This window comes from Idiomarina sp. HB, assembly GCF_048059115.1.
Lineage (GTDB): Bacteria > Pseudomonadota > Gammaproteobacteria > Enterobacterales > Alteromonadaceae > Idiomarina > Idiomarina abyssalis.
On record NZ_JAYLVU010000002.1, the window covers coordinates 562,553 to 586,472 of the forward strand.

General features: G+C 44.9%; 16 protein-coding genes. All 16 read left to right on the forward strand.

The genetic code is table 11. From position 1 onward, the window contains the following. Positions 1–59: 59 nt before the first annotated feature. The 16 genes from VBY75_RS08485 to VBY75_RS08560 all read left to right on the forward strand — a co-directional run bounded on the left by VBY75_RS08485 (position 60) and on the right by VBY75_RS08560 (position 23,918). Positions 60–1,280: a glycosyltransferase family 4 protein gene (locus VBY75_RS08485; protein ID WP_416512013.1), complete on the forward strand. Its 1,221-nt coding sequence runs from the start codon at positions 60–62 to the stop codon at positions 1,278–1,280. Further along, complete coding sequence (locus VBY75_RS08490; protein ID WP_416512015.1) at positions 1,280–2,128, forward strand: hypothetical protein; 849 nt, start codon at positions 1,280–1,282, stop codon at positions 2,126–2,128. The genes VBY75_RS08485 and VBY75_RS08490 overlap by 1 nt, the downstream gene beginning before the upstream one ends. Further along, a complete protein-coding gene (locus VBY75_RS08495; protein ID WP_416512017.1) occupies positions 2,125–3,105 on the forward strand; it encodes a sulfotransferase in 981 nt (326 codons plus the stop codon). Before VBY75_RS08490 ends, VBY75_RS08495 begins: the two co-directional genes overlap by 4 nt. Before the next feature lie 17 nt (positions 3,106–3,122). Then, complete coding sequence (locus VBY75_RS08500; RefSeq protein WP_416512019.1) at positions 3,123–3,722, forward strand: sugar transferase; 600 nt, start codon at positions 3,123–3,125, stop codon at positions 3,720–3,722. A 6-nt stretch (positions 3,723–3,728) separates the two neighbouring features. Then, positions 3,729–4,910: a DegT/DnrJ/EryC1/StrS family aminotransferase gene (locus tag VBY75_RS08505; RefSeq protein WP_416512021.1), complete on the forward strand. Its 1,182-nt coding sequence runs from the start codon at positions 3,729–3,731 to the stop codon at positions 4,908–4,910. Positions 4,911–5,050: 140 nt separating this feature from the next. Continuing rightward, the gene (locus VBY75_RS08510; protein ID WP_416512023.1) at positions 5,051–7,720 is read left to right on the forward strand and encodes an SLBB domain-containing protein; all 2,670 of its coding nucleotides are present in this window, start codon (positions 5,051–5,053) and stop codon (positions 7,718–7,720) included. Between the two features lie 127 nt (positions 7,721–7,847). Continuing rightward, on the forward strand, positions 7,848–8,141 hold the full coding sequence (locus VBY75_RS08515) for a hypothetical protein (RefSeq protein WP_271331910.1): 294 nt from the start codon (positions 7,848–7,850) through the stop codon (positions 8,139–8,141). A 124-nt stretch (positions 8,142–8,265) separates the two neighbouring features. Beyond that, entirely contained in the window at positions 8,266–8,949 is a 684-nt protein-coding gene (locus tag VBY75_RS08520) for a YjbF family lipoprotein (RefSeq protein ID WP_416512025.1), read from the forward strand. Continuing rightward, positions 8,946–11,825 carry a YjbH domain-containing protein gene (locus tag VBY75_RS08525; protein WP_416512027.1) on the forward strand — a complete coding sequence of 960 codons (2,880 nt, stop codon included), beginning with the start codon at positions 8,946–8,948 and terminating at the stop codon, positions 11,823–11,825. Before VBY75_RS08520 ends, VBY75_RS08525 begins: the two co-directional genes overlap by 4 nt. A 64-nt stretch (positions 11,826–11,889) precedes the next feature. Continuing rightward, positions 11,890–13,794, forward strand: a complete 1,905-nt coding sequence (locus VBY75_RS08530) for a polysaccharide biosynthesis protein (protein WP_416512183.1) — start codon at positions 11,890–11,892, stop codon at positions 13,792–13,794. Positions 13,795–13,812: 18 nt separating this feature from the next. Further along, positions 13,813–15,285 carry a glucose-6-phosphate isomerase gene (pgi, locus tag VBY75_RS08535; RefSeq protein WP_416512029.1) on the forward strand — a complete coding sequence of 491 codons (1,473 nt, stop codon included), beginning with the start codon at positions 13,813–13,815 and terminating at the stop codon, positions 15,283–15,285. A gap of 140 nt (positions 15,286–15,425) precedes the next feature. Beyond that, positions 15,426–17,402 (forward strand): acyltransferase family protein, encoded by a 1,977-nt coding sequence (locus VBY75_RS08540; RefSeq protein WP_416512031.1) that lies wholly within the window; start codon positions 15,426–15,428, stop codon positions 17,400–17,402. A gap of 49 nt (positions 17,403–17,451) precedes the next feature. Next, positions 17,452–18,363 (forward strand): sulfate adenylyltransferase subunit CysD, encoded by a 912-nt coding sequence (gene cysD / locus VBY75_RS08545; protein ID WP_416512033.1) that lies wholly within the window; start codon positions 17,452–17,454, stop codon positions 18,361–18,363. A 14-nt stretch (positions 18,364–18,377) separates the two neighbouring features. Beyond that, positions 18,378–19,796: a sulfate adenylyltransferase subunit CysN gene (gene cysN / locus VBY75_RS08550; RefSeq protein ID WP_416512035.1), complete on the forward strand. Its 1,419-nt coding sequence runs from the start codon at positions 18,378–18,380 to the stop codon at positions 19,794–19,796. Between the two features lie 4 nt (positions 19,797–19,800). Beyond that, complete coding sequence (locus tag VBY75_RS08555) at positions 19,801–21,528, forward strand: SLC13 family permease (protein WP_416512037.1); 1,728 nt, start codon at positions 19,801–19,803, stop codon at positions 21,526–21,528. Positions 21,529–21,647: 119 nt separating this feature from the next. Beyond that, on the forward strand, positions 21,648–23,918 hold the full coding sequence (locus VBY75_RS08560) for a S8 family serine peptidase (RefSeq protein WP_416512039.1): 2,271 nt from the start codon (positions 21,648–21,650) through the stop codon (positions 23,916–23,918). Positions 23,919–23,920: the final 2 nt, after the last annotated feature.

Genomic DNA, 23,920 nt, shown 5'->3' on the forward strand with positions numbered 1-23,920 from the left:
TTTAGTATGAAATTTTTACCTTATGTATCTATCAATCCATTCAATAAGAAGTTTTATTAATGAAAGTTCTATATTTACATCAATACTTTAATACGCCAGACATGAAGGGCGGTACACGTTCTTACGAAATGGCAAAACGAATGGTAGAGCAAGGGCATGAAGTTCACATAATTACATCGCGACGTGACAGTGGTTTGGAGACAGAGTTTTGGTCTAAAGAGGTTGTAGACGGAATTATAGTGCATTGGTTACCGGTCGCTTATAACAATACTATGTCTTATCGGCAAAGAGTGAAGTCTTTTTTTAGATTTGCTCTAAAAGCGGGAAAGAAGGCTATTTCGATTGGTGGTGACATAATTTTTGCTACAAGTACTCCTCTAACAATTGCTATTCCGGCCGTTAAAGCAAAGAAAAGGTTAGGCGTCCCTATGGTTTTTGAAGTGAGGGATTTATGGCCCGAACTTCCAATTGCAATGGGTGCATTGAAGCTACCTTTCTCTAAGTACTTCGCTCGTAAACTTGAGCGATACGCTTATTTCAATGCTGATCATATTATTGGTTTATCTCCTGGAATGACTCAAGGAGTTCTAGCTGCTGGCTATCCATCAGAGAGGGTTTCTACAATCCCGAACAGCTGCGATTTAGATGTGTTTGGAATCCCTCGGTCAGCAGCTAAATGCTTTAGAGAAGAACGTCAGTGGTTGGGCGATAGACCATTAGTTCTATACGCAGGAACGCTAGGAAAAATTAATGGAGTATCCTGGCTCGCTGACTTGGCCTCTAATGTTCTATTTAGAAATGAAGAGGTACGTTTTCTTGTTTTAGGTGAGGGTGGAGATGAGTCGGGGGTCCGCCGACGAGCAGAGGAGTTAGGGGTTTTAGGAAGGAACTTTTTTATGGAGAAACGAATATCTAAAAAAGATGTTCCGAAAGCACTTCAGGCTGCTGATATTTGTATGTCACTCTTTGTTCCTTTAAAAGCTATGGAGGCGAATAGTGCTAACAAATTTTTTGATGCTCTCGCGGCTGGGCGACCCATAGCTATTAATTATCAGGGCTGGCAAAAAGATTTGATCCTCAATAATAGTATAGGCTTAGTTCTTGATCAAAATGACGTCGCCCTAAGTGCGGAGAAATTGGTTTCTTTGATTGGAGATGAAAGAAGAAAAAAAATCTTCGGAGAGAATGCAAGAAAGCTCGGAGAGCGTGAATTTTCTCGAGATATATTAGCAAACAAATTAATTAAAACTTTAACTGATGTGTCGAGAAAGAGTAGCTAATGATTGGTTATAAAAGCTTTAATTTTAATGGCCTTAAATGGCGTTTTAACCAGGGCGCTATAGTCCCTTTGAGTATGCCTCATTCGCTCGAAGGTTTTTCAGAAACAGAGGCGAAAAAGCTATTAAGAAGAAAAAATTCGCTTTTAGTTAGATGGGAATCGGCGTTCGATTGCGAAAGTGGAAAAGAATGGTGGCACATTATAAAAGATGTACCTGAAGACCTCTCAAAATTACCTAAAAAAACTAGGTACAACATACGAAAAGCAGAAAAATCATTTGAGTGCAAAAGGGTGAGTCTAACCCAAGTTTTAGAGCACGGATATAGTACGTACTTAAATGCTTCGTCTAGGTATGAGACTCATGAAAAGACGATTTCTCAAAAGAATTTTCAACATGCAATTAATACCTTACCAAGTGAAACAGAGTTTTGGGCCGCCTACAGTAAAGAATCAGGAAGAATGGCTGCATTTGCTGAAAACTATGTATCTGAAGATGCTTGCTTTTACTTAAGCTTGTGGATTGAACCTAAAGCTCTTAAAGAGTTAGTAGGCTACATGCTATTTCATGAAATGAATAAACACTATTTGAATGATCGAGGTATGAGCTATGTTTCCGACGGTGCTAGGTCGATAAGTCATGATACAAATATACATGATTTTTTAATCAGTAAGTTTAAATTCAGAAAAGCTTATGCAAACTTGAATGTTGTTTATAGCCCACTTGTAAAAATAGTGACGTCGTCTTTGTACCCTTTCAAAAGATTAATAAAGAAAATGCCATTAAATTTTGCAAAGAAGCTACATGTATTATTAGAACAAGAGCGCATCCGTAGAGCTTGTAAAAAATGACGCGGAAAAATTTACGAGAGAGCTTCTCTGTTAAACTAGCGCGATTTCTTCAGAAGCTTCCATTAAAGGTGTTTCGTTTTCTTGAATGGCCTTGGGTTGCTAACTGTGAGCCAAGTAACGCAAAGATCTTTGTTCTATTGGCACTACCTAGAAGTGGTTCAACCTTAACTTATCAAACGTTGATTCATAGGTATAACTTTCAGTATTTAAGTAATTTAGGCAACTTGCTTTATCAGCTTCCTCTAATTAGCGGGTTGGTATCACGAGTTAAGTGCAAAGGCCATTACTCAAACTTTCGTTCTCAAAGAGGTTTCATACCCGGTCTCTGCGGGCCTTCGGAAGGACTGATGTTCTGGCATTACTGGGCTGGAATTGGTCTGAAGGAGCAAGAGATAGAAGCACTAGGTATGCGGCAAAAGAGCCGCATACTCTTCTTAGCGAAAGTCTATGCTAAGTTGACTAATAATAAGGCACCTTTAGTAACCGGGTACCTGGGCCACTCCCTTGGGCTTGAAAGAATAAAAGAGGCCTTTCCAAATGCTGTACCAATACGGCTAGTCAGAAACCCGATTGATAATGCATTATCTATTCTAAACTGCATGGGATCTGACACCAACTGGTTCTCAGTAATACCCCTCGAGTGTACTGCCTATGATACATGTAACAAGCTAGAGAGAGTTGCGGCTCAGGTCTATTGGCTAAATAGGAAGCTTGATATCTCTCTCGATGACAGTGCGGTAGTTGTTCACTACGAAGCGCTTTGTGAGTCGCCGAACGAGGCTTTAGAGCTTGTGAAATTAGAGTGCAAAAAGCTTGGGTGGGATATTGGAAACGGACATCTGCTTCCAGCTACTTTTAACCTAAAGTCAACGAATGTAGAACAAAGCGAGGTCATTAAAACGCTTCACTCGCTGCTGTGTAAGCTTGAAGAAAAGCACGGGCGCTTGAAACATAACTCAGTATTAAATAATGAATAAGTTGTAAGGAAAATAACGTGTTAAGCCCGGTACAATCATTGCTAAAAAGAACATTTGATCTAGTATTCGCTTTTTTAGGGATTATCATATTTAGTTGGTTAATTTTATTAGCTTGGCTTGCAGCATCTATTGACACTCGGTCGAATGGTTTTTTTATACAGACTCGTATTGGTCAGTTTGGTCGGTTGTTCAAAGTCGTAAAAATTAAAACTATGCGACCGGTTAAGGGTACGGATACTACTGTTACAAAGCGGGGAGATCCGAGAATTACTAAGCTAGGCGCCTTTTTTAGGAAGACTAAAATTGATGAACTACCTCAACTTTGGAATGTGCTAATTGGGCAAATGAGTTTTGTGGGCCCAAGACCTGACGTACCGGGCTATGCCGATCAGTTAGATGGTGAGCAACGTAAAGTGTTGCAGTTAAAACCCGGAATTACCGGCCCTGCAACCCTAAAATATCGCAATGAAGAGGATTTGCTGGCACAGGCAGAAGATCCTCAGAAGTTTAATGATGAAGTCATATTTCCTGATAAAGTCCGAGTGAATATTGAGTATATGGAGTCCTGGAGCTTCTCTAAGGATTTAAAGTACATTGTTGAAACTGTTGTTGGATAAAATTTTATGCTGAATACTGCCTTTTCGCCCTGGCCAAGTTTTACTGAAGAAGAAGCTGAAAAAGTAAAGCAGATCTTGTTGTCTAATAAAGTGAATTACTGGACAGGCCAGGAGTGCAGAGAGTTTGAAAAAGAATTTGCTAACTGGACAGGTACTTCTCGTGCCATTGCTTTGGCTAATGGCACCCTGGCCTTGGACTTGGCGCTGAATGCACTGGATATTGGTGAAGGTGATGAAGTAGTGGTGACTCCTCGGACTTTTTTGGCGTCGGTGTCTTCAGTGGTAAATGCAGGCGCAACTCCAGTTTTTGCAGATGTGGACTTAGACAGCCAAAATATTGAAGCTGATACAATATCTAAGGTTGTTACTCCGAAAACCAAAGCTGTGGTCGTTGTGCATTTGGCAGGTCGCCCTGCCGATATGGACCCTATTATGGCGTTAGCAGAAGAACACGGTTTTTATGTCATAGAAGACTGTGCTCAAGCCCATGGTGCTCATTATAAAGGCCAATCTGTTGGAGCAATTGGGCATATTGGTTGCTGGTCATTCTGCCAGGACAAAATAATGACAACCGGTGGTGAAGGCGGGATGGTTACTACCAATGATGAAAACCTATGGCGAAAAATGTGGTCCTATAAAGACCATGGCAAGAGCTATGAAGCGGTTTATGAGCGGGAGCACCCACCGGGTTTTCGTTGGTTACACGAAAGCTTTGGTACCAACTGGCGCATGACAGAAATGCAGGGGGCTATAGGCCGTATTCAGCTAAGGCGGTTAACTGACTGGAATGCGAAACGCGAAAACAATGCTGAAGCTATTATTAAAACATGTAGTCAGTTTAGTTTAGTACGTACGCCTAAGTTACCTGTTTACATGCAGAATGCTTATTATAAGCATTATTGCTTTATAAAGCCGGAAGAGTTAGCAGAAGGGTGGACCCGTGACCGTATAGTTGAGGAAATAACCTTACTAGGTGTCCCTTGTATGCAAGGCTCTTGTTCTGAGGTATACCTGGAAAACGCCTTTGAAGGCACTGGTTTTGCACCTACTGAACGGCTGCCAAACGCCATTGAGCTGGGAGAAACTAGCTTAATGTTTTTGGTGCATCCAACCTTAACAGAAAGTGAAATACAGAAAACTTGTGACGCAATACATAAGGTGCTGTCGCAAGCAGAAAAAAGCTTATAGAATACTCGACATAAAATTAGGAAAGGGGAAGCGCTTTGTTCTTGCACAAGCTACAACGGGTTAAGTCGATATCGACATTTAAATTTGGATTCAGTCTTTTTCTAATGTTGCTACTTTGGGGATTAGTTGTGTCTGAGTCTATGGCCCAACAAACAATGCCGAGCCAACAGCAGCTAGAACAGTTGAAGAACTTACCCCGTGCGCAACAGGAACAAATAGCGCGCCAGTTTGGTATTGATGTTTCTATGTTGGATCAGTTGAATGGGAATAGCGAGAGTTCCTCAGGCGAAAATGCAGCTCAAGAAGAAAACATAGTATTTCCCCGTGGCACCCGTTTTGATGAAAATGGCGATCCGATAATTCCTGAAGATGTGGAAAAACAATTTACCCGCGGCGATAAAGAATTAAAACCTTTCGGTTATGAGCTATTTGCCGGTGAACCAAAAACTTTTGCTCCTACGTCTCATGCGCCGGTACCTGCGAATTATCTGATGGGAGTAGGCGATAGCATTAAAGTGCAGCTGTTTGGTAAAGAAAACTTAACCTACAACTTGACCATTGACCGTGAAGGGAAAGTCGTTATTCCAAAGTTAGGTGCAATATCAGTAGCAGGCCTAACCTATACTTTAATGCAAGAGCTTATTCAAAGCCAAGTTGATGAGCGTTTAATTGGCTATGACGCCGCTGTTTCTATGGGGGAACTGCGTTCTATTCAGGTATTTATTGTCGGCGAGGCTTATAAACCCGGGGCTTACACGGTTAGTTCGCTTTCGACCATTAGTCAGGCTTTGTATGTTGCTGGGGGCGTGTCTGATATTGCGTCATTACGTTCAGTGCGTTTAATGCGTGGTGGTGAAGTGGCGGCAGAGTTTGACCTGTATGATTTATTACTGAACGGCGATGCTTCTGACGACAAAATGTTGCAAAGTGGCGATGTTGTCTTTATTCCTGCCAGAGGCGACATGATTACAGTTAAAGGGCAAGTGAAACGCCCTGCGCTTTACGAGTTAAAAGGCGATGAGACTCTGAAAGATGCCCTGCGTTATGCCGGAGGAGCAGAGGACGACGCTTACCTTTCATCTGCGCAGTTGCAACGCATTGTTAATGGTAAGCGGCTTATTAGCACCGTTGATTTAACCAGTAACTCAGACCTTAAGCGCAACATGGCTGGGGGCGATGTGCTTACTCTACGTCAGGTCTCGGACTCCTTAGACAGTAGCCTCATGTTGATCGGTGCTGTGAGCAGGCCGGGCCACTACGAGTGGCAAGAAGGCATAAAAGTTAATGATATTTTACGGGATAGCCGACATGACCTGCTGGAACAGGCTGATTTGGGTTATGGCCTTGTTATTCGTGAGCATGGAGCTCGCAGGAATATACAGGTACATCAATTTGAGGTTGGCGCTGCTATTAGAGGTGACGCAGAGGAAAACCTGACTCTGCAAGAGCGTGACCAGATACTCGTTTTTAGCCGCTACCAGACCAAAGATGAAGAAGAACAAAAGCTGTCGCGCTTCACCTTAACTGAGCAGGAAAAAGAAGAAAAGGACCGCAAACAGCTGTTAAAAGAATATCGCATGGCTTTTTTGCAGGACTTAGTGAAAGAGAAGAAGTCTTCCGAGGAAGAACTAGACGACGAACTGAAAGAAGCAAACCGCTTTGTTCCTTTACGCGAGATGTTTGGCTCTTCTGAAGAAGATGAAATGAGCGTAGAGAAAGAAGAGTTGGCACTGTATTCACGCGAGAACTTACTTGAACCAGTTATGCAGCGCTTACAGCGGCAGCGTACCGAGAATGGTAACACTCCGTTTGTCTACGTAGCTGGTGAAGTCAACCACCCGGGAGTTTACCCATTAGTTGAAAATGCTTCAGCTGAAAAACTGCTGGATGCGGCTGGTGGGCTAAAAGACAGCGCTTACCTTGAGCGTGCTGAAATAACTCGGGTTAATATTGGGCGCAGTGCTGCACAAACTGACTATTTAAGTGTAGAGCTGGATAAAGTACTGAATGGCAAAGTAGATGTTCAGCTACAGGGTCGTGACCGTTTAAACGTATTGAGTATTCCTGAATGGCAGAATACTTACGAAGTGACTTTGCGTGGCGAGGTTAACTTTCCGGGAACTTATGCTATAAAGCGTGGTGAATCTTTAACCGACTTAATTAAGCGGGCCGGGGGCTTCACCGACCACGCCTTTATTGAGGGCGCTGTATTTACCCGCGAAGAACTGCGCGAGCGCGAAAAAGAGCGTATGCAACTTCTGGCGGAGGAACTCCAGCGAGAAATAGCCAGTAATATGATTACCGGCACCGGTGACAGCCGTGCCTCTTATAGTCAAATGCGTACTTTATTAGCTGACTTAATGTCGACAGAGCCTGTAGGCCGCCTAATTCTTGATTTGCCGAAAATATTATCAATGAATGGTGAGCGTGACATTCAGCTTAAAGACGGTGATACGCTACATGTGCCCTCTAAAGCCGATTCTGTAAGCATTATGGGTGAAGTTCAGATGGCAACCTCGTATCGCTTTGATCCCGAGCTTGATGTTAACGACTATATTTCACGCAGTGGCGGTACCAAAGAAAAGGCTGACGAAGGCCGTATTTATGTCGTGAAAGCTAACGGCTCAATAGTGCCGTTTAAAGACGGCAGCAGTTGGTTCAGCTTCGGCAGCGGCACACAATTATCCCCTGGCGATACCATTGTCGTACCGTTAGACACAACCTACAGTGAGAGTTTAGAGTTATGGTCTAAAGTGACTGGTATTATTTATAATTCAGCCGTGGCGATAGCGGCAATTAACGGTATTTAATTGAAAATTGATGTAAATGTCGTTTGCATTTTGGTGCTCAGCGGCATAGTATGAAAGTTGCTGTTAACTGGAATGTTTTCAGTCACAGCGATACATGTATCTATATCTCTGGAGTGAGGTGAATATTATGAAAACTTTAGCATTAGCAATTGCTGCAGCTTTAGGCTTAGCAGTAACGCCAGTAATGGCACAGCAAGGTGCTGCTGGCGCAGAAGCATCTGAAAGCGGCTCTGGCGGCTTATCAACTGAAGCATGGGTATTTGCAGGTGTTGCAGCGGCAGCTACTGTAGCTGTTATCTCTGACAGTTCATCTAACGCTATCAACGACGATGACGACGATGACGATGATGATGACGAAACACCGCCAACTACTACATCAACATCTACTACTACATCGACTGTTACTACTACAGGTATGTAACATGTAGAGGTGTTAGTGAAGCGCTTCAGTAACACCGATAAGATGAATAGTGATAAAATACCGCCGTTGGGCGGTATTTTTTTATCCACCAAAAATAAACTTTGGCTAAACAAGAGATTCACAAATGTTAATTCGTTACTGCCTGCTGACTTTTTTTGTTGCCATAAGCTATGGCTGTACTGCGGTGACCAATGAAGTACGTAAAACGGTTGAATATGCCTTTTCTGAACCGCAAGACGCTAAGTTGACACCGGAAAAAATAAAGACATTTCCTTATACTTCTTTATATGTGCAATGGCAGGGTGAACCAAGAATATTGGTAGTACTTGGATTTGTGGATAAGCCAGATGACTGGCACTTTGTTACTGCCGAAAAAGAGACGCTTGTTTTGAGAAACGGGCGAGTTATTCGGACACAAGACTTAAAGTATAATTTATTGGCCATATCGAAACTCAGCGAAGACCCCCTGAAGTGTGTTGTTACTGAGCCGACGAACTGTCAAAAAAGCTGGCAGCGTGAATATGATTACCAACTAGATGGTAAATCGGTAAGCCGGAAAGTGGCCTCTAAATTTTATGTAAAAGAAAAACAAGTACTTGAGCTGCCTTTTGGCAAAGTTGAAGCTACTTTGGTAGAAGAAGAAGGTTATTACGAATTAACGGGCCAGGCTTTTACCAATCGCTTTTGGGTTGAGGAAGACGGGCACGTGGTAAAAAGCCAGCAGCAAGTATTTGCCGACAGAGATCCGCTAACATTAACTCAGGTGACCTGGATAGGTCGTGATTACTCTAATAACGAAGCTGAATGAGCCAATCCATGAAAAATACCTTGCTAATTTTTTCCGCATTAACTTTGCTTTTGATGTCTATAGTGCCAGTTAAGGCCGAAACAAGAAAAATTGCATTTGAAGGCCCGGTTCGTTTGCAGCAAGCGTTATCTGACATGCAAGAGCAGGGACTGTTGGAGAATGTTTATTGGCCAGCGGCTCGGCTAGTTAAAACAGATCAACAGAATGATGTGAGCCTGCAGAAAAGAGAGGTGCTGGCACAACTGGCTGAACTTGAGCGTTATTGGCAAAGTCGCAGAGAAACGAGCAAAGCAGAGGCCGCTGCTATGCTGTCAGGGCAAATAAGAGGTTGGCAACTAGGTAAGCAACTTTGGGGAAAAATAAGCATTGAGCAGGCAAGGCAGCGCTTGGCAGATAACCCTTTGCTGCCAGAGGGCAATTACGAATTAGTGGTGTCTGAGAGGCCTAATTCAATTTACATATTCGGTTTGGTTTCAAAGCCCGGGAGTTATCAGTTCCATTCGGGGAAAACTGTCGGCAACTGGCTCGATAGCATTGACGAACAAGCTCCTTTACTTGATGTATATAATAAAGAAACAGCGGTAAAGGTATCTGTTGCTGAGCAAAAGGAAAGTAACTGGAGTTATTATAAACAGGATGATACAGAGCTGTTACCGGGCGACATTTTGTGGTTGGGTTTTGAAAAGAATCAGCTGCCTCCTAAATTCAAAAATTTAAATAGGAAAGTTCGTGATTTATTAACGCACTTTGTGACAGATGAGTCTGTAAGAGCTAAAACGAATGCTCCCTTACATAAAGTGCGCTCTGCTCCTACGTCGAAAAGACACTGGTCGCGTCTGGATTTAGAGCCGAGTTACAACAACTACGGTTCAGTCGGTTTAATGCAAAACCCGACAGCCCGTATGGCAAAAGAGGGTGAATTAGCGATTACCTATTCAGATATGGAAGAGTACCGCCGTTATACTGTTAATCTGCAACTTTTGCCTTGGCTGGAAACCACCGCATTTTACACTCGCTTTCCTAATCGCTTGTATAGTGAATTTCCGGGCTTTAGTGGGGATAATATATTGACGGACAAGGGCTTTGATGTAAAAGCGAGGCTTTGGAAAGAAAGCTATTGGTTACCTGAAGTTAGTGTTGGTTTTCGTGACTTAGCGGGAACAGGGCTGTTCGATGCCGAGTATATTGTTGGAAGTAAGCGCTTTGGTCCTGTTGATATCAGCGTGGGGCTAGGGTTTGGTCGTTTAGGGACTTACGATGATATAACAAACCCATTTTGTGAGTTAGCTGATGATTACTGCCGCAGAGAGTCCGGTTTTAGTGGGCGAGGTGGACAGGTCGAGTATGACCAATGGTTCACTGGAACGGCTTCGTTTTTTGGTGGTATAGAGTACCAGACACCTTGGGAGTCTCTGAGTTTAAAAGCCGAATATGAAGGTAATGACTACAGTGATGACCAGGCTGGTGTTCCCATTAAACCGGACAGTCGTTGGAATTTTGGTGCGAATTACCAGGTAACCGATTACTTCGATGTGCAGCTAAGCTACGAGCGTGGCGATACGTTAATGTTTAACTTTAGTCTGAGAACAAACTTTAACGAGTTGAATCAGGTTAAAACTATGCCGGATAAAACTCCGCCACAAAAGCCAAAAGCAGACAAGCTGAGCGATGTAAGTTGGACAGCGCTTCGCAGTGAGCTGCGTAAGCAGGGGGCTTTTAGTGGAGCACGCTTTGCAGCAACAGATGATGAAGTTACGATGTATGCATACCACCATCGTTTCCGTAATAGTAATGAGGCTTATGATCGCGCCGCCAGGGTTTTGTCTGCTGAATTGCCGGACTCAGTAAAGACATACAATATTGTGGATCAGGTCCTGTTTGAGCCTAACGTTAACACTCAAGTTCAGGCGGAAGATTTTAAACGCCGTATTCTTAACGAGGACCCGGGTAAAACCGTTGATGAAACCGCTGAGCTGTTCACTCGCGTTTACCCAGAAGAAAAGCCTGATAAAAACAGTGAAGAATGGAAATTGAATCCAGATTACCGCTTTGGCAATAGTTACGGCTTAAAGCCCTTTTTCCAGCAGGACTTCGGTAGTCCTGAAAATTTTCATACCTACCAGTTAGGCGTTTATGCTTTTGGTAAGCGTTGGCTAACAGAAAACTTGGAAGTGTTTGCTGAAGCTGGGATCAACCTCGCGAATAACTATGACGAGTTTAACTTCTTAGGAGGGGGGCCATCTCAGCTACCAGAAGTGCGTACGCAGGTACGTCGCTATGTTCAAAACAATGTTTGGCTAGACTCTGCTCAGGTTACTTACCATAAACGTCTTGGGCAGGACTGGTTTGCTATGGCCTATGCAGGTTACCTGGAGCGTATGTTTGGTGGTGCGGGCGGTGAGGTGCTTTACCGTCCTATAGATAGCCCATGGGCTTTCGGCGCCCACGTTAACCGAGTGCGTCAGCGAAACTTTACTGGTGGTAGCGGTTTCTTAGATTATGAGGTGACGACTGGTTTCGTCAGTGCCTACTACCAAATGCCCTGGTTGTCAGATACCTTGCTACAGTTAGACTTTGGGCAATTCTTAGCGGGTGACAAAGGGGTTAATGTAACCTTACAGAAGCGTTTTGAAAGCGGTGTGGTAGCCGGAGCTTTTGCTGCCTTTACCGATGTGTCGTCGGAAGAATACGGCGAAGGCAGCTTTACTAAAGGCTTCTTCATTAGTATTCCGTTTGACTTAATGAGTGTACGGAATACCCGTGAGCGTGTTGGTTTCAGTTGGATTCCATTGTCACGTAATGGTGGCCAACAGTTGCAACGCAGGGCTCGCTTATACGACTATACCGATGACAGATCACCTTTTTATAACCGTTAATGTGGTATGATCTTTTCAGGCTTTTAAAGGAAGGGAGCACTTTTTGAAAGCATTAAAAGTGTTAATGCAGTTACCGCGTAATGTAAAACGTGGCATTGGCCTGGTAATTGACATAGCGTCAATTACCATAGCCATGCTTGCCGCGTATCTACTCAGCTTTGATGCCATTATGCCGTTGCGCTGGTCACAGTGGTTAATTCTGGCTGGTTTGGTAATGGGCATTACCTTGTTGGCCTTTATTCGCTTTGGACTTTACCGCGCGGTGGTGCGTTACGTTGGCTTTAAAGTGTTGAGCCTGGTGTTTTTTACGGTCATATTAAGCGGTGCCTTGTTAGTATTAGGCGGGCTATGGATGGGCATTGCTTTGCCGGTTTCCGCCGTAGTGAACTATGTACTGATAGCCTTCTTGTTAACTGGCGGCAGTCGCTTAATTGTCCGTGAAGCCTACCAAAGAGTCATGAGCCGCCAAAAAGACCGCGTTGCCATTTACGGTGCAGGTTCTGCCGGACGCCAGTTGGCCCAGGCACTGTCAAATGGTGACGAGTTTCACCCTGTATTATTTGTGGATGACGACAGCGGCTTACAGGGCACCTCAGTATTGGGCCTAAAAGTTATTGCGCCAAAGGATATAGAGTGCGCTATTCGTGATTTAGACATTCAGCGTATTCTGCTTGCGTTACCCAGTACCTTGCGTTCACGTAGGCGCCAAATACTAGACGCCTTAGAAACTCTGCCGGTAAAAGTACAAACCGTGCCGGGTATGGCCGATATGGTGAATGGGGATTTATCCATTGACCAGTTGCAGGATGTTAAAGTTGAAGACTTATTAGGCCGCGACCCTGTGACTCCCGCACCACAGTTAATGGAAAAGCACATTACCGGGCAAACCGTATTGGTAACCGGTGCTGGCGGCTCTATTGGTTCTGAGCTTTGCCGACAGATACTAAAACAGCGGCCAAAAGCCCTGGTTCTGTATGAGCTTTCAGAGTTTGCTTTATACGCCATTGAACGTGAGTTAACTCAAACATGCCGACACCAGGGCATAGGTGCCGAAATTATCCCGGTAATAGGCACAGTACAGCGACGTAACCGCATAGAAACGGTTCTGAAAACTTTTGCGGTCGACACCGTTTACCATGCAGCGGCTTATAAACACGTACCTTTGGTCGAATACAACATGGTCGAAGGCGTGCGCAATAACGTGTTTGGTACCTGGCATACGGCAGAAGCGGCTATTTCTGCAGGTGTTAAACAGTTCGTATTAATTTCTACCGATAAGGCTGTTCGGCCAACCAATGTAATGGGGACAACTAAACGTTTGTCTGAGCTGGTACTTCAGGGGCTGGCTCAGCGGCAGCCTAAAACGCGTTTTTCTATGGTGCGCTTTGGTAATGTACTTGGCTCTTCCGGCTCGGTGGTTCCTTTATTCAAAGAACAAATAGAACATGGTGGCCCGGTAACCGTTACCCACCCGGACATTACCCGCTTTTTTATGACCATACCCGAAGCCGCGCAACTAGTGATTCAGGCAGGTACCATGGGGCATTCCGGTTCGGTATTTGTGCTGGATATGGGCGACTCAGTCAAAATTGTGGATTTAGCCCGTAAGATGATCCGCCTGTCAGGCCTTGAAGAGAAGACTGAGAAAAATCCGCACGGTGACATTGCTATTGAGTTTACCGGTTTACGCCCTGGCGAGAAGCTCTATGAAGAACTTTTAATTGGTGACAACGTCGAAGCCAGCGACCATCCGCGTATTTTGCGGGCTAATGAACAGTTCTTAAGCTGGGATGAAATGGAGAAACTGCTGACGCTGCTGGATGACTCCTGCCAGCGCTTTGCTATTGATGAATTGCGGCAGTTACTGTTGGATGCCCCTACAGGCTATAAACCCCTGGATGACCATATTTGTGATGTTATCTGGAATAAACACCGCACGTGCAGTGATGATGAGACCGATGTTGCGTGATGGAAAATGGATGAAACAATGATAAAAAACGGACCTTTTTTAGCCTTAGACACCAGTTATCAAAAACTTTCAGTCAATGAACTTATAGACGTTGTCGGTAAACGCTTACCAAAAAACTTTGATGAATACCGTCAGCAATTATGCCGGGGTGAGTACCGAAACCCAAGTGAAGATCGCCCGGTAACTCACGTTCTGAGCCGATCGGTTCATGCTGTGGCCAAACAAAGTAACCGCAAAACCCGCTTTGTCGATACCGTGCAAAAGCTGCGTTCTGGTCGCTGGTTAGGCAGTACCGGGAAACCCATTACCGATGTGGTAAACATTGGCGTGGGCGGCTCTGACTTAGGGCCGCAAATGGGAGCCTTTGCCTTACGCGAATTCGCGAATGATGCTGCATTGCATGACTTACAGGTACACTTTGTGTCTTCTATGGACGGTGGACAGTTATACGCCGTTTTGCCCATTGTTGACCCGGAGACCACCTTGTTTATTGTGTCTTCTAAGTCATTTAGTACGGTTGACACTTTTGCCAATGTAGACACCGTACGTAAGTGGATAGAGCCCACGCTTACACAAGAACAGTGGCTGGAAAAGCATGTGATTGGTGTGTCGGCTAATGCACAGGCTATGACTGACTACGGCATACCACCGTCTCAGCAGTTTACCTTTGGTGAAGGGGTTGGCGGGCGTTTTTCCTTGTGGTCTGCGCTTGGTTTAAGCATTGCTTTAACCACCGGCATTCGACCTTTTGAGCGTATGCTTGAAGGTGCCAAAGCTCTGGATGAGCACTTCTTAGAAACGCCACTGGAAGACAATTTACCGGTATTGCTGGCGCTTTATGGCGTGTATAATCGCGAACAACTGGGCATAAACAATTTAGCAATTCTGCCGTACGATGGCCGCTTACGTATGTTACCGAATTACCTGCAACAGCTGGACATGGAAAGTAATGGCAAGCAGTCAACGGCCGATAATAAAGCTATTGATTACCCGACCGGCCCTATTATTTGGGGCGGTTTTGGACCCAACGGGCAACATGCGTTTTTTCAGCATTTGCACCAGGGCTATGATGAATTCACTGCGGATTTTGTGGCGGTACTAAAACGGGAAGCGCCGGGTTTTGAGAAAATAGTTCAGAGTGGATTGGCGGAGCAGCAACGACTGGCAGTAGCCAACTGCTTGGCTCACCGTCGCTTAATGTGGGAAGGCAGTGAAAATAAATACTCACCACGTGACCATTACCCGGGCGGGCATCCGTCTAACTTATTAATAATGGATGAACTAACGCCCGAAAGCTTCGGCGCGTTAATAGCTACCTACGAACATAAAGTATTCACACAGGGCGTTATCTGGAATCTGAACAGTTTCGATCAACCCGGCGTGGAAAAAGGTAAGAAAATTGCCATGGACGTACTGCGCGTACTCGATGGCGAAAGTGATGGGTCCTTTGATGAAAGCACTAATGCAGTAATCAAAAGGATAGTTGGCTAACTTATTGTATTATATGGAAAATTATTCATATGAAAGAAGTGGTAAACTTAGTGGTTTAAATCGCTTCTTATATATTTAGATGCTTTAGATAAAGCGAATCGATGCTAGAAAGGACATTATGAACTATAGGTTATTGAGAAATGAAATATAGGCGTGAGATCGACGGACTAAGAGCTTTAGCAGTAATTCCGGTAATACTTTTTCATGCTGGATTTTCTCAGTTTTCGGGTGGGTATGTAGGTGTTGACGTATTCTTTGTCATTAGTGGCTATTTAATTACCTCTATATTAATTAATGACCTAAGTAAAAAAGATTTTTCTATCGCGCGTTTTTACGAGAAGCGAGCTAAACGTATACTCCCTGCACTGTTCTTTGTCATGCTTTTATGTGTTCCGTTCGCCTGGCTTTGGATGGTTCCTGAACAATTTAAAGAGTTTTCTCAAGCTTTTGTAGCAATCTCATTTTTCGTATCGAATATACTCTTTTGGAAAAAAGAGGATTACTTTTCTCCTGCTGCTGAAGAGAATCCGTTGCTTCATACGTGGAGTTTAGGCGTTGAAGAGCAGTTTTATTTATTTTTTCCACTTTTTCTTTTTTGTTTCTGGCGACTTGGTCAGAGAAGAGTTTTTTACGTACTGCTTGGATTAACTTTTTTAAGTCTATTACTCTCTGAATGGGGGTGGAGGAATGTACCTAGTGCAAACTTCTATTTACTTCCGTTTAGAGCTTGGGAGCTAGGTGTGGGCTCATTGTGCGCATTTCTTCTTTACAAACGTGAAGTGCAAAGTAGTCAATTTTTATCCTTCACTGGGCTATTTTTAATTATCTTCTCGATTTTCTTTTTTGACAAGGAAACTCCATTTCCCTCTTTATATGCATTAGTTCCAGTCATCGGCTCAGCACTTATTGTTCTTTATTGTTCTAAGAGCACTATGATAGGCCAAGTACTATCTACGAAAGTTTTGGTAGGTATTGGACTCGTAAGTTTTAGTGCCTATTTATGGCATCAACCACTATTTGCATTCGCTAGAATCCGACTTCTTTCTGAACCGTCATTTGGGATGATGCTTATTCTCTCTTTTTTGTCTATTGTTTTAGCAGCTTTTAGTTGGAAATTTATAGAACAACCTTTTAGGAAAGGAGGCCGGTTGCTCGGTAGCCGGAATAATATTTTTATATTATCTGGTTTAACAACAGCTCTTTTTGTAATTTTTGGGCTATATGGGCATTTTACTGGTGGGGTAAAAGAAAGACTGGTAGTTCCTGAAACGATTACTAAGGATTTGCATGTTCGGGGTTTCCAAGATAAATGTTTCGACTTTTCAATGGAAAAGATAGAGGGAGAAGGCTTTTTCTGTGAAGTTGGCAGCAATACTGAAGCTCCTCTAGTAGCTATAGTTGGTGATAGTCATTCGTTATCTTTTTTAGCTCCATTAGCCGAACGCTTTGAAAATCGTGGTGAATCTCTTTTATATTCAGGGATTTCTGGTTGTCCGCCAATAATTAACACGTACGTTCTAAGGAATGATTCTCAAAGAGAAACGTGTGCTTTGAGGAACCAACGTGTGTATACCGAGATAAAAGAGCGTAAAATAAAGACTGTTTATCTAATAGCTAGATGGACGACGTATAGCACAGGTGATGTTTCTGGCGCTTATACATATATCGGTGATGAATACGAAGTAGAAGCAAAAAAAGAAAAGTCGCTAAAAGTTTTTGAAGAAAATTTGAAAAGCACCTTGGCCTTTTTGAATGAACTGGATATTGAAGTAGTTCTATTTCACCAACCACCGGTTCAGGAAATTGATGCTCGCAGCTTTTATAATTGGGTAAGTATGTTTGGTGAGGGAGAGTTTAGTAGTTATTTAAAGAAGAAAAGTGTTAAGAGTTCTGAACACTACAAACGTTACTTAAAAGCACATGATATTCTTGAGAATAACGCCCAACTATTTCAATCGGTAAAAACAGTTAATTTTAATGGCTTTTTATGTGAACACGAAGACCGATGTGTGATTGGTACTGTCAACAACTCATACTATTTAGATGATGATCACCTTTCTAATTTTGGTGCGTCAGTTTTGATTGATACGTACTCGGAGAATATTTTTAATTTTTAATTTCTACGAAAGTTAAAGTTACCTGATAGCAGAAAACAGTGGGAAACCAATGATTAGCGAAGAGAAGTTAACGCATTTAAAGGCGTTGGAGTACGAATCGATTCACATTTTCCGCGAAGTGGCGGCGGAATTTGATAACCCGGTTATGCTTTACTCGGTGGGCAAAGACTCATCGGTGCTATTGCACCTGGCACGTAAGGCCTTTGCTCCGGGAAAAATTCCGTTCCCGCTCATGCACGTGAATACCACGTGGAAGTTTCGCGAAATGATTGAGTTTCGCAACCGCATGGCGGAAAAACACGGCTTTGAGCTGTTAGAGCACATTAACCCCGAAGGCGTTGAAAAGGGCATTGGTCCGTTCAGCCACGGCAGTGCTTTGCATACCGACGTAATGAAAACCCAGGCACTAAAACAGGCACTGAACAAATATCAGTTTGACGCCGCTTTTGGTGGTGCCCGCCGTGACGAAGAAAAGTCGCGCGCCAAAGAGCGTGTGTATTCCTTCCGCGATAAAAACCACCGTTGGGACCCAAAAAACCAGCGCCCTGAATTGTGGAATATTTTTAACGGTAAAGTGAATAAAGGCGAAAGCATTCGTGTATTCCCGCTGTCTAACTGGACTGAGCTGGATATTTGGCAGTACATATACCTGGAAAACATTGATATTCCAGAACTGTACTTTGCTAAAGAACGCCCTGTGGTTAAGCGTGACGGCACCTTAATTATGGTGGACGATGACCGCATGCCATTAGAAGAAGGCGAAACGCCGGAAATGAGAATGGTGCGCTTCCGTACCCTGGGTTGCTACCCGCTAACTGGCGCTATTGAGTCTGAGGCGGCAACTTTGCCGGAAATTATTCAGGAAATGCTGCTAACAACCACGTCTGAACGTCAGGGCCGTGTGATTGATCACGACAGTGCCGGGTCTATGGAAAAGAAAAAAATGGAGGGCTACTTTTAAGTAGTAAAAATGTAATGAGCCATGCTAGTCCTTTAATTGAACAAGATATTTTAGCTTACCTTAAGCAGCACGAGAACAAAGAGCTGTTGCGCTTTATTACCTGCGGCAGCGTCGATGACGGCAAAAGCACCTTAATTGGCCGTTTGCTGCACGACAGTAAAATGATTTTTGAAGACCAGTTAGCGGCCATTACCGAAGACTCGAAAAAGTCCGGTACTCAGGGCGATGAAGTTGACCTGGCGCTGTTGGTTGACGGTCTGCAGTCTGAGCGTGAGCAGGGCATTACCATTGACGTGGCCTACCGCTACTTCTCGACCGATAAGCGTAAGTTTATTATTGCTGACACCCCGGGCCACGAGCAGTACACGCGTAATATGGCAACCGGCGCTTCAACCTGTGATGTTGCGGTTATTCTTGTCGATGCCAGCAAAGGTGTTCAGACCCAAACGCGTCGCCACAGCTTTATCTGCTCATTGCTTGGCATAAAGCATGTGATAGTCGCCGTTAACAAGATGGACCTGGTGGACTATTCGCAGGACACCTACAAGCAAATTCAGGCCGATTACCTGGAAATGGCCGGTTCTCTGGATATTCCGGACATTCGTTTTGTGCCAATTTCGGCGCTACGCGGCGACAACGTGGTAAACCCGAGTGAAAAGCTCAGTTGGTTCCGCGGTTCTCCGTTAATGGAATATCTGGAAAGCATGTCTATTGAGCGCGAAGCCGACAGTGCAGAGTTCCGCTTTCCGGTACAGTATGTGAACCGTCCGAATTCCGACTTCCGCGGTTTTGCAGGTACTATTACCTCGGGGGAAATTGCGGTTGGCGATACCATTCGGGTTCTGCCTTCCGGAAAAATTTCGACCATTAAGTCCATTGTGACCTTTGAAGGTGAGCACGAAAAAGCCTTGGCACCTGCAGCGGTAACGCTGACGCTGAACGACGAAATTGATATCAGCCGCGGCGACATGATCGTGAAGAAAGATTCGCTGCCAAATGTATCCAGTCGCTTCCGCGCTAAGTTGGTGTGGATGAATGAAGACGCACTGCAGACGCATCGCGAGTACTATCTGAAGTTCAACAGCAAGTTGACCACGGGTGAGTTCGAGGAAGTACAGCATCGCATTGATGTGAATACCTTTGCTGAGCACAAAGCCGGGAAGCTGGAACTGAACGAAATTGGCGAAGTAGACGTTCGCGTTACTGAAAAAGTGATGTTTGACGATTACCAAAGCAACCCGAAAACAGGCGCCTTTATTGTCATTGATCGTATGACCAATATGACGGTTGGTGCGGGCATGATTGAACAGGCGCTATCGGATTCTGCTGAAGGTGAAACTCAAAAACACGAATACAGTGAGTTTGAGTTAGAGCTGAATGCGTTAGTTCGTAAGCACTTCCCGCATTGGGAAGCGAAGGATCTGTTGAAATAACTTTATGACACTTGCCGGTGTGGGGCTTATAGCGTTAATGCTACTGATGGTGGGTCTGTTGATCCGCTATCAGGAACATTCTGCAATGATTTTTGCCGGCGCCATGTTAGTTTGCCTGGCGACAGGTTGGGTAGGTCAGGATGCGCTGCTGGATAACGCAGCCAACCCTGGCTTAGCCACCTTGGTTATGCTGGTGCTTATTTCCTACGCTCTGGAAAAAACCAGCTTACTGCGAACCCTGTCGCGGTATTTATTTAGCCCGTCGGTTGCCGGCACCACCTGGCGAGTGATGGGCTTTAGTGCGTTAGCCTCTTCGTTATTAAACAATACAGCGGTGGTTGCGGCCTTACTGAACTCGGTGCGACGCAACCGTTTTGTTGCTGCTTCTAAATTGCTGATACCGCTTTCCTACGCTGCCATTATGGGTGGCACGCTCACCTTAATAGGTACGTCCACAAACCTAATCGTCAACAGCTTATTTACCGAAACCGGCCACAGCGGCTTTGCTTTTTTTGATTTTACGCTGGTAGGCGCGGGTGTACTGGGTGCTGGATTATTGGTGCTGTACGTAGTGAGTTGGTTCTTGCCCAATATTAAAGAGGAAACTTCAGCCGGTGCTGACTACTTTGTCGAAGCCGAGCTGGCGGACGACTCCCCTTTGGTTGGCAAAACGGTAGAAGGGGCAGGTTTACGCCATTTGGAAGAGTTATTCCTGGCAGAGCTACACCGGGGCGATCAAACCCTGCGACCAGTAGCCCGTTACGATGTGCTGCAGGCAGGTGATAAGCTCATTTTTACCGGTGATGTCAGCAAGGTGAAAGTGCTGAAGCAGTTTCCCGGGCTTGAGTTATTTGCTGAACAAAAAGGCCTGGAAACCCACGAGCTGACCGAAGTGGTTATTAAGTCAGAGTCGGTACTTTGTGGTTTAACCTTGCGGGATACCGGGTTCCGGGCTCGCTTTGATGCGGCGGTTGTAGCGGTGCGCCGTGAAGGTGAACGCATTAGCGGACGTTTAGGTTATGTGCGGCTGCATGCGGGTGACATTTTGTTGCTGGCAACCGGACCGGACTTTTCCGCCCGTACCAACTTAACAAAAAACTTTTATCTGTTAAGCGGGGTCAAGCCCGAAAACATGCTGAGCGGTTGGCGCGAGAAACTGACCCTTTGGGGCTTTGTCGGCATGATTGCGGCTACTGTACTTAGTGGCTCCTCATTGTTTATGGGCGTGTTGTTTCTATTGGCCGTCTTACTGGCAACCGGTTGCCTGCGGTTAAATGAAATAAAACGCCGTTTTCCGGTAGAAATATGGCTGATAGTCACCAGTGCGCTGTGTCTGGCAACCGCGATGCAATCGACCGGGCTTTCGTCTGCTGTCAGCGACTTTGCCTCAACAACCTTAGCCGGGCAGGGCGTTTTTCTGACCTTTGCCGGTGTGTTTTTAATTACTTACCTGTTGACCGAACTGGTCACCAACAACGCGGCTGCGGCGTTAATGTTCCCCGTGGCCTATTCGCTTTCCTTAGGTATGGGCGTAGATCCCTTTCCAATGATTATGGGAGTGGCCTTTGCCGCCTCTGCCAGTTTTATAACTCCCTATGGCTACCAAACCAATTTAATGGTTTTCAACGCCACCCATTACCGGCTGAAACACTTTATTCTTGCCGGCCTGCCAGTAGCCATTACCTACATTGCCATGAGTTTGTGGCTTATCCCCTTAGTGTTTCCTTTTTGATTTAAGTTAATGATCTGCAACAAGGGTTAATACTTTGTTACAAATTGCGTTAACGGTAATTTAACAATGTCGTTATAGTGTCGTTCCTTTTTAGGGGAACAATAAATAACGAGGTAAAAATGCCAGTAAAACAATTTAAATTAACGGCATTATCAGCTGCTGTTGTAATGGGTTTAGCAGCCTGTGGCGGCAGTGATGATAATTACGAGCCAACGGTTTCGGCGGAAGTTGCCGCTGAAGGTATGCAGTGGATGCCAGTTCATGGGCAAGTAACTGCAACGGATCCAAACGGCGACGAATTAACTTATTCAGCTAGCGTTGTAACACCTGAAGGTGAAGATACACCTCCGGGCTCTGTTGAAATAAACAGCGACGGTAGCTTTGTTTACACTCCTATTCGTGCAGAAGCGGCAGTGATTAACATTGACGTGAGCGATGGCGAACTAACCACTTCAACGCAGGTAACGGTTGAAAATGTACAAGGTGACCCGCTGGCTGACCAACAATGGCACTTGCGCAACACCGGACAAACCGGTTTTGCTATGGCCGACTCAGTATTTGAAGCATGGCGCGAACTGCGTATTGCTCAGGGCTGGACGGAAGAACAAGCGGAAGCGGTTTACTTTTTTGACGAAAGTATCCTGGTTCCAGGCGAAGATCTAAACGTTATTGGTGCATACCAGCAAGGTATTACTGGTGAAGGCTCTATTTCTGTTGTGGTTGACCAGGGGTTAGCTGTTGACCATGAAGACTTACAAATGAACGTTCTGCCAGGTCGTTCTATTAACTTTATTGACGGCGCAAGAGACCGCACTGATCCAACTGTATTAGGCGACGGCGGCGACCACGGAACCTCGGTTTCTGGTTTGATTGCAGCGAAAGGCTGGAACGGTTTAGGTGGACGCGGTGTTTCTCCTAACGCAAGCTTGATTGGTATGAACTACTTGGGCGGCGGAGGTACGCAGACGGACCGTAACCTCATGATGGCTCATGGTATGGCGGGCTCTGGTATCGGCGTAAACGATAACGTTGTAACCTTTAACCGTAGCTATGGCTCAACAGCGCCTCTTATTTTTGCAACTGACGAAATTGATGAAACGATTGTTAGCTACCCGACTAAAGAGCTGCGTAATGGTTTGGGTGCGCTGAACATCAAGTCAGCCGGTAACTCATTTGTCAGCTCTGGCAACTGGCCGGAAGCATCACAAATGTGTAATGCACAGCAAGCTGGCGTAGTTGAAGGCGCAAGCCGCGTGTTCAGTTGTTTTGACGGTAACTGGGACTCAAGCAATGCCAGCTTCTATACTATCTCTATTGGTGCAGTAAACTCTGATGGTAACCACACCAGTTACTCTACTGCTGGCTCAAACTTGTTCGTTTCGGCACCCGCTGGTGAATATGGCGACACAGAGCCTGCAATGGTAACCACTGACCAGACAACTTGTACTCGCGGTTACGCTGGTTGGGCGGCTTATGACAGCTTTATGGCAACCAATGGTTCATTCCTTGCTAGCTTAGGTCTTGATGACTTCCATGAGCGTGTTTATCCGTTTAATAACCCAATGGGTGATTACAGCGAGAGCAACTTAAGCTGTAACTACACCAACACCTTTAATGGTACTTCATCTGCCGCGCCTAACACATCTGGTGTGGTTAACCTGATTGCCGAAGCGAATCCTGAATTAAGCTGGCGCGAAATTCGCCATATTCTGGCCGCGACTGCTACTCAGGTTGATGCTGATGATGCACCAATTGAACTGACGGTTGGCGACGGTACTTTCGTTGCGCACCAGGGTTGGGTAGAGAACGCAGCTGGCTTCAGCTTTAACAACTTATACGGCTTTGGTCGTCCTGATGCAGGTGCCGCAGTTGAACTTGCGATGTCTGGTTCGGTCGAATTACCAGAGTTAGTTGAAACTGAATGGTTAGAAACCGTATTAGAAACGCCGGTTGCAGTACCAGATAACAATGCAGAAGGCGCTTCAATTGAAATTACCGTTGAAGAGGACGTGACCATTGAAGGTATGCAGCTTGGTTTGTCAGTACGCAACATGGCAATGGCTGATGCTTACATGGGTAACATTTCTGGAACGACAGCAGGTTCTGATATTGCGATTGAAGTGACGTCTCCGGCTGGCACTAAATCGGTAATTGCTACCTCACGTACGTCGTTAGGTGCTTATTTTGGTTTAGGCGCATTAGGTGGTGATTTGGATCATATTTATCACCCAAGCAGCCCATTACTGACTAACGCGTTTTTAGGCGAGTCTTCTGCCGGAACTTGGACGGTTCGTGTTGTTGATACGAATGGTCAAGATCGTGGTACGTACTTGAATAATACGGAAAACAGCCTTGTTGATCAGGTTAATGTCCGTCTGTTTGGTCATTAATA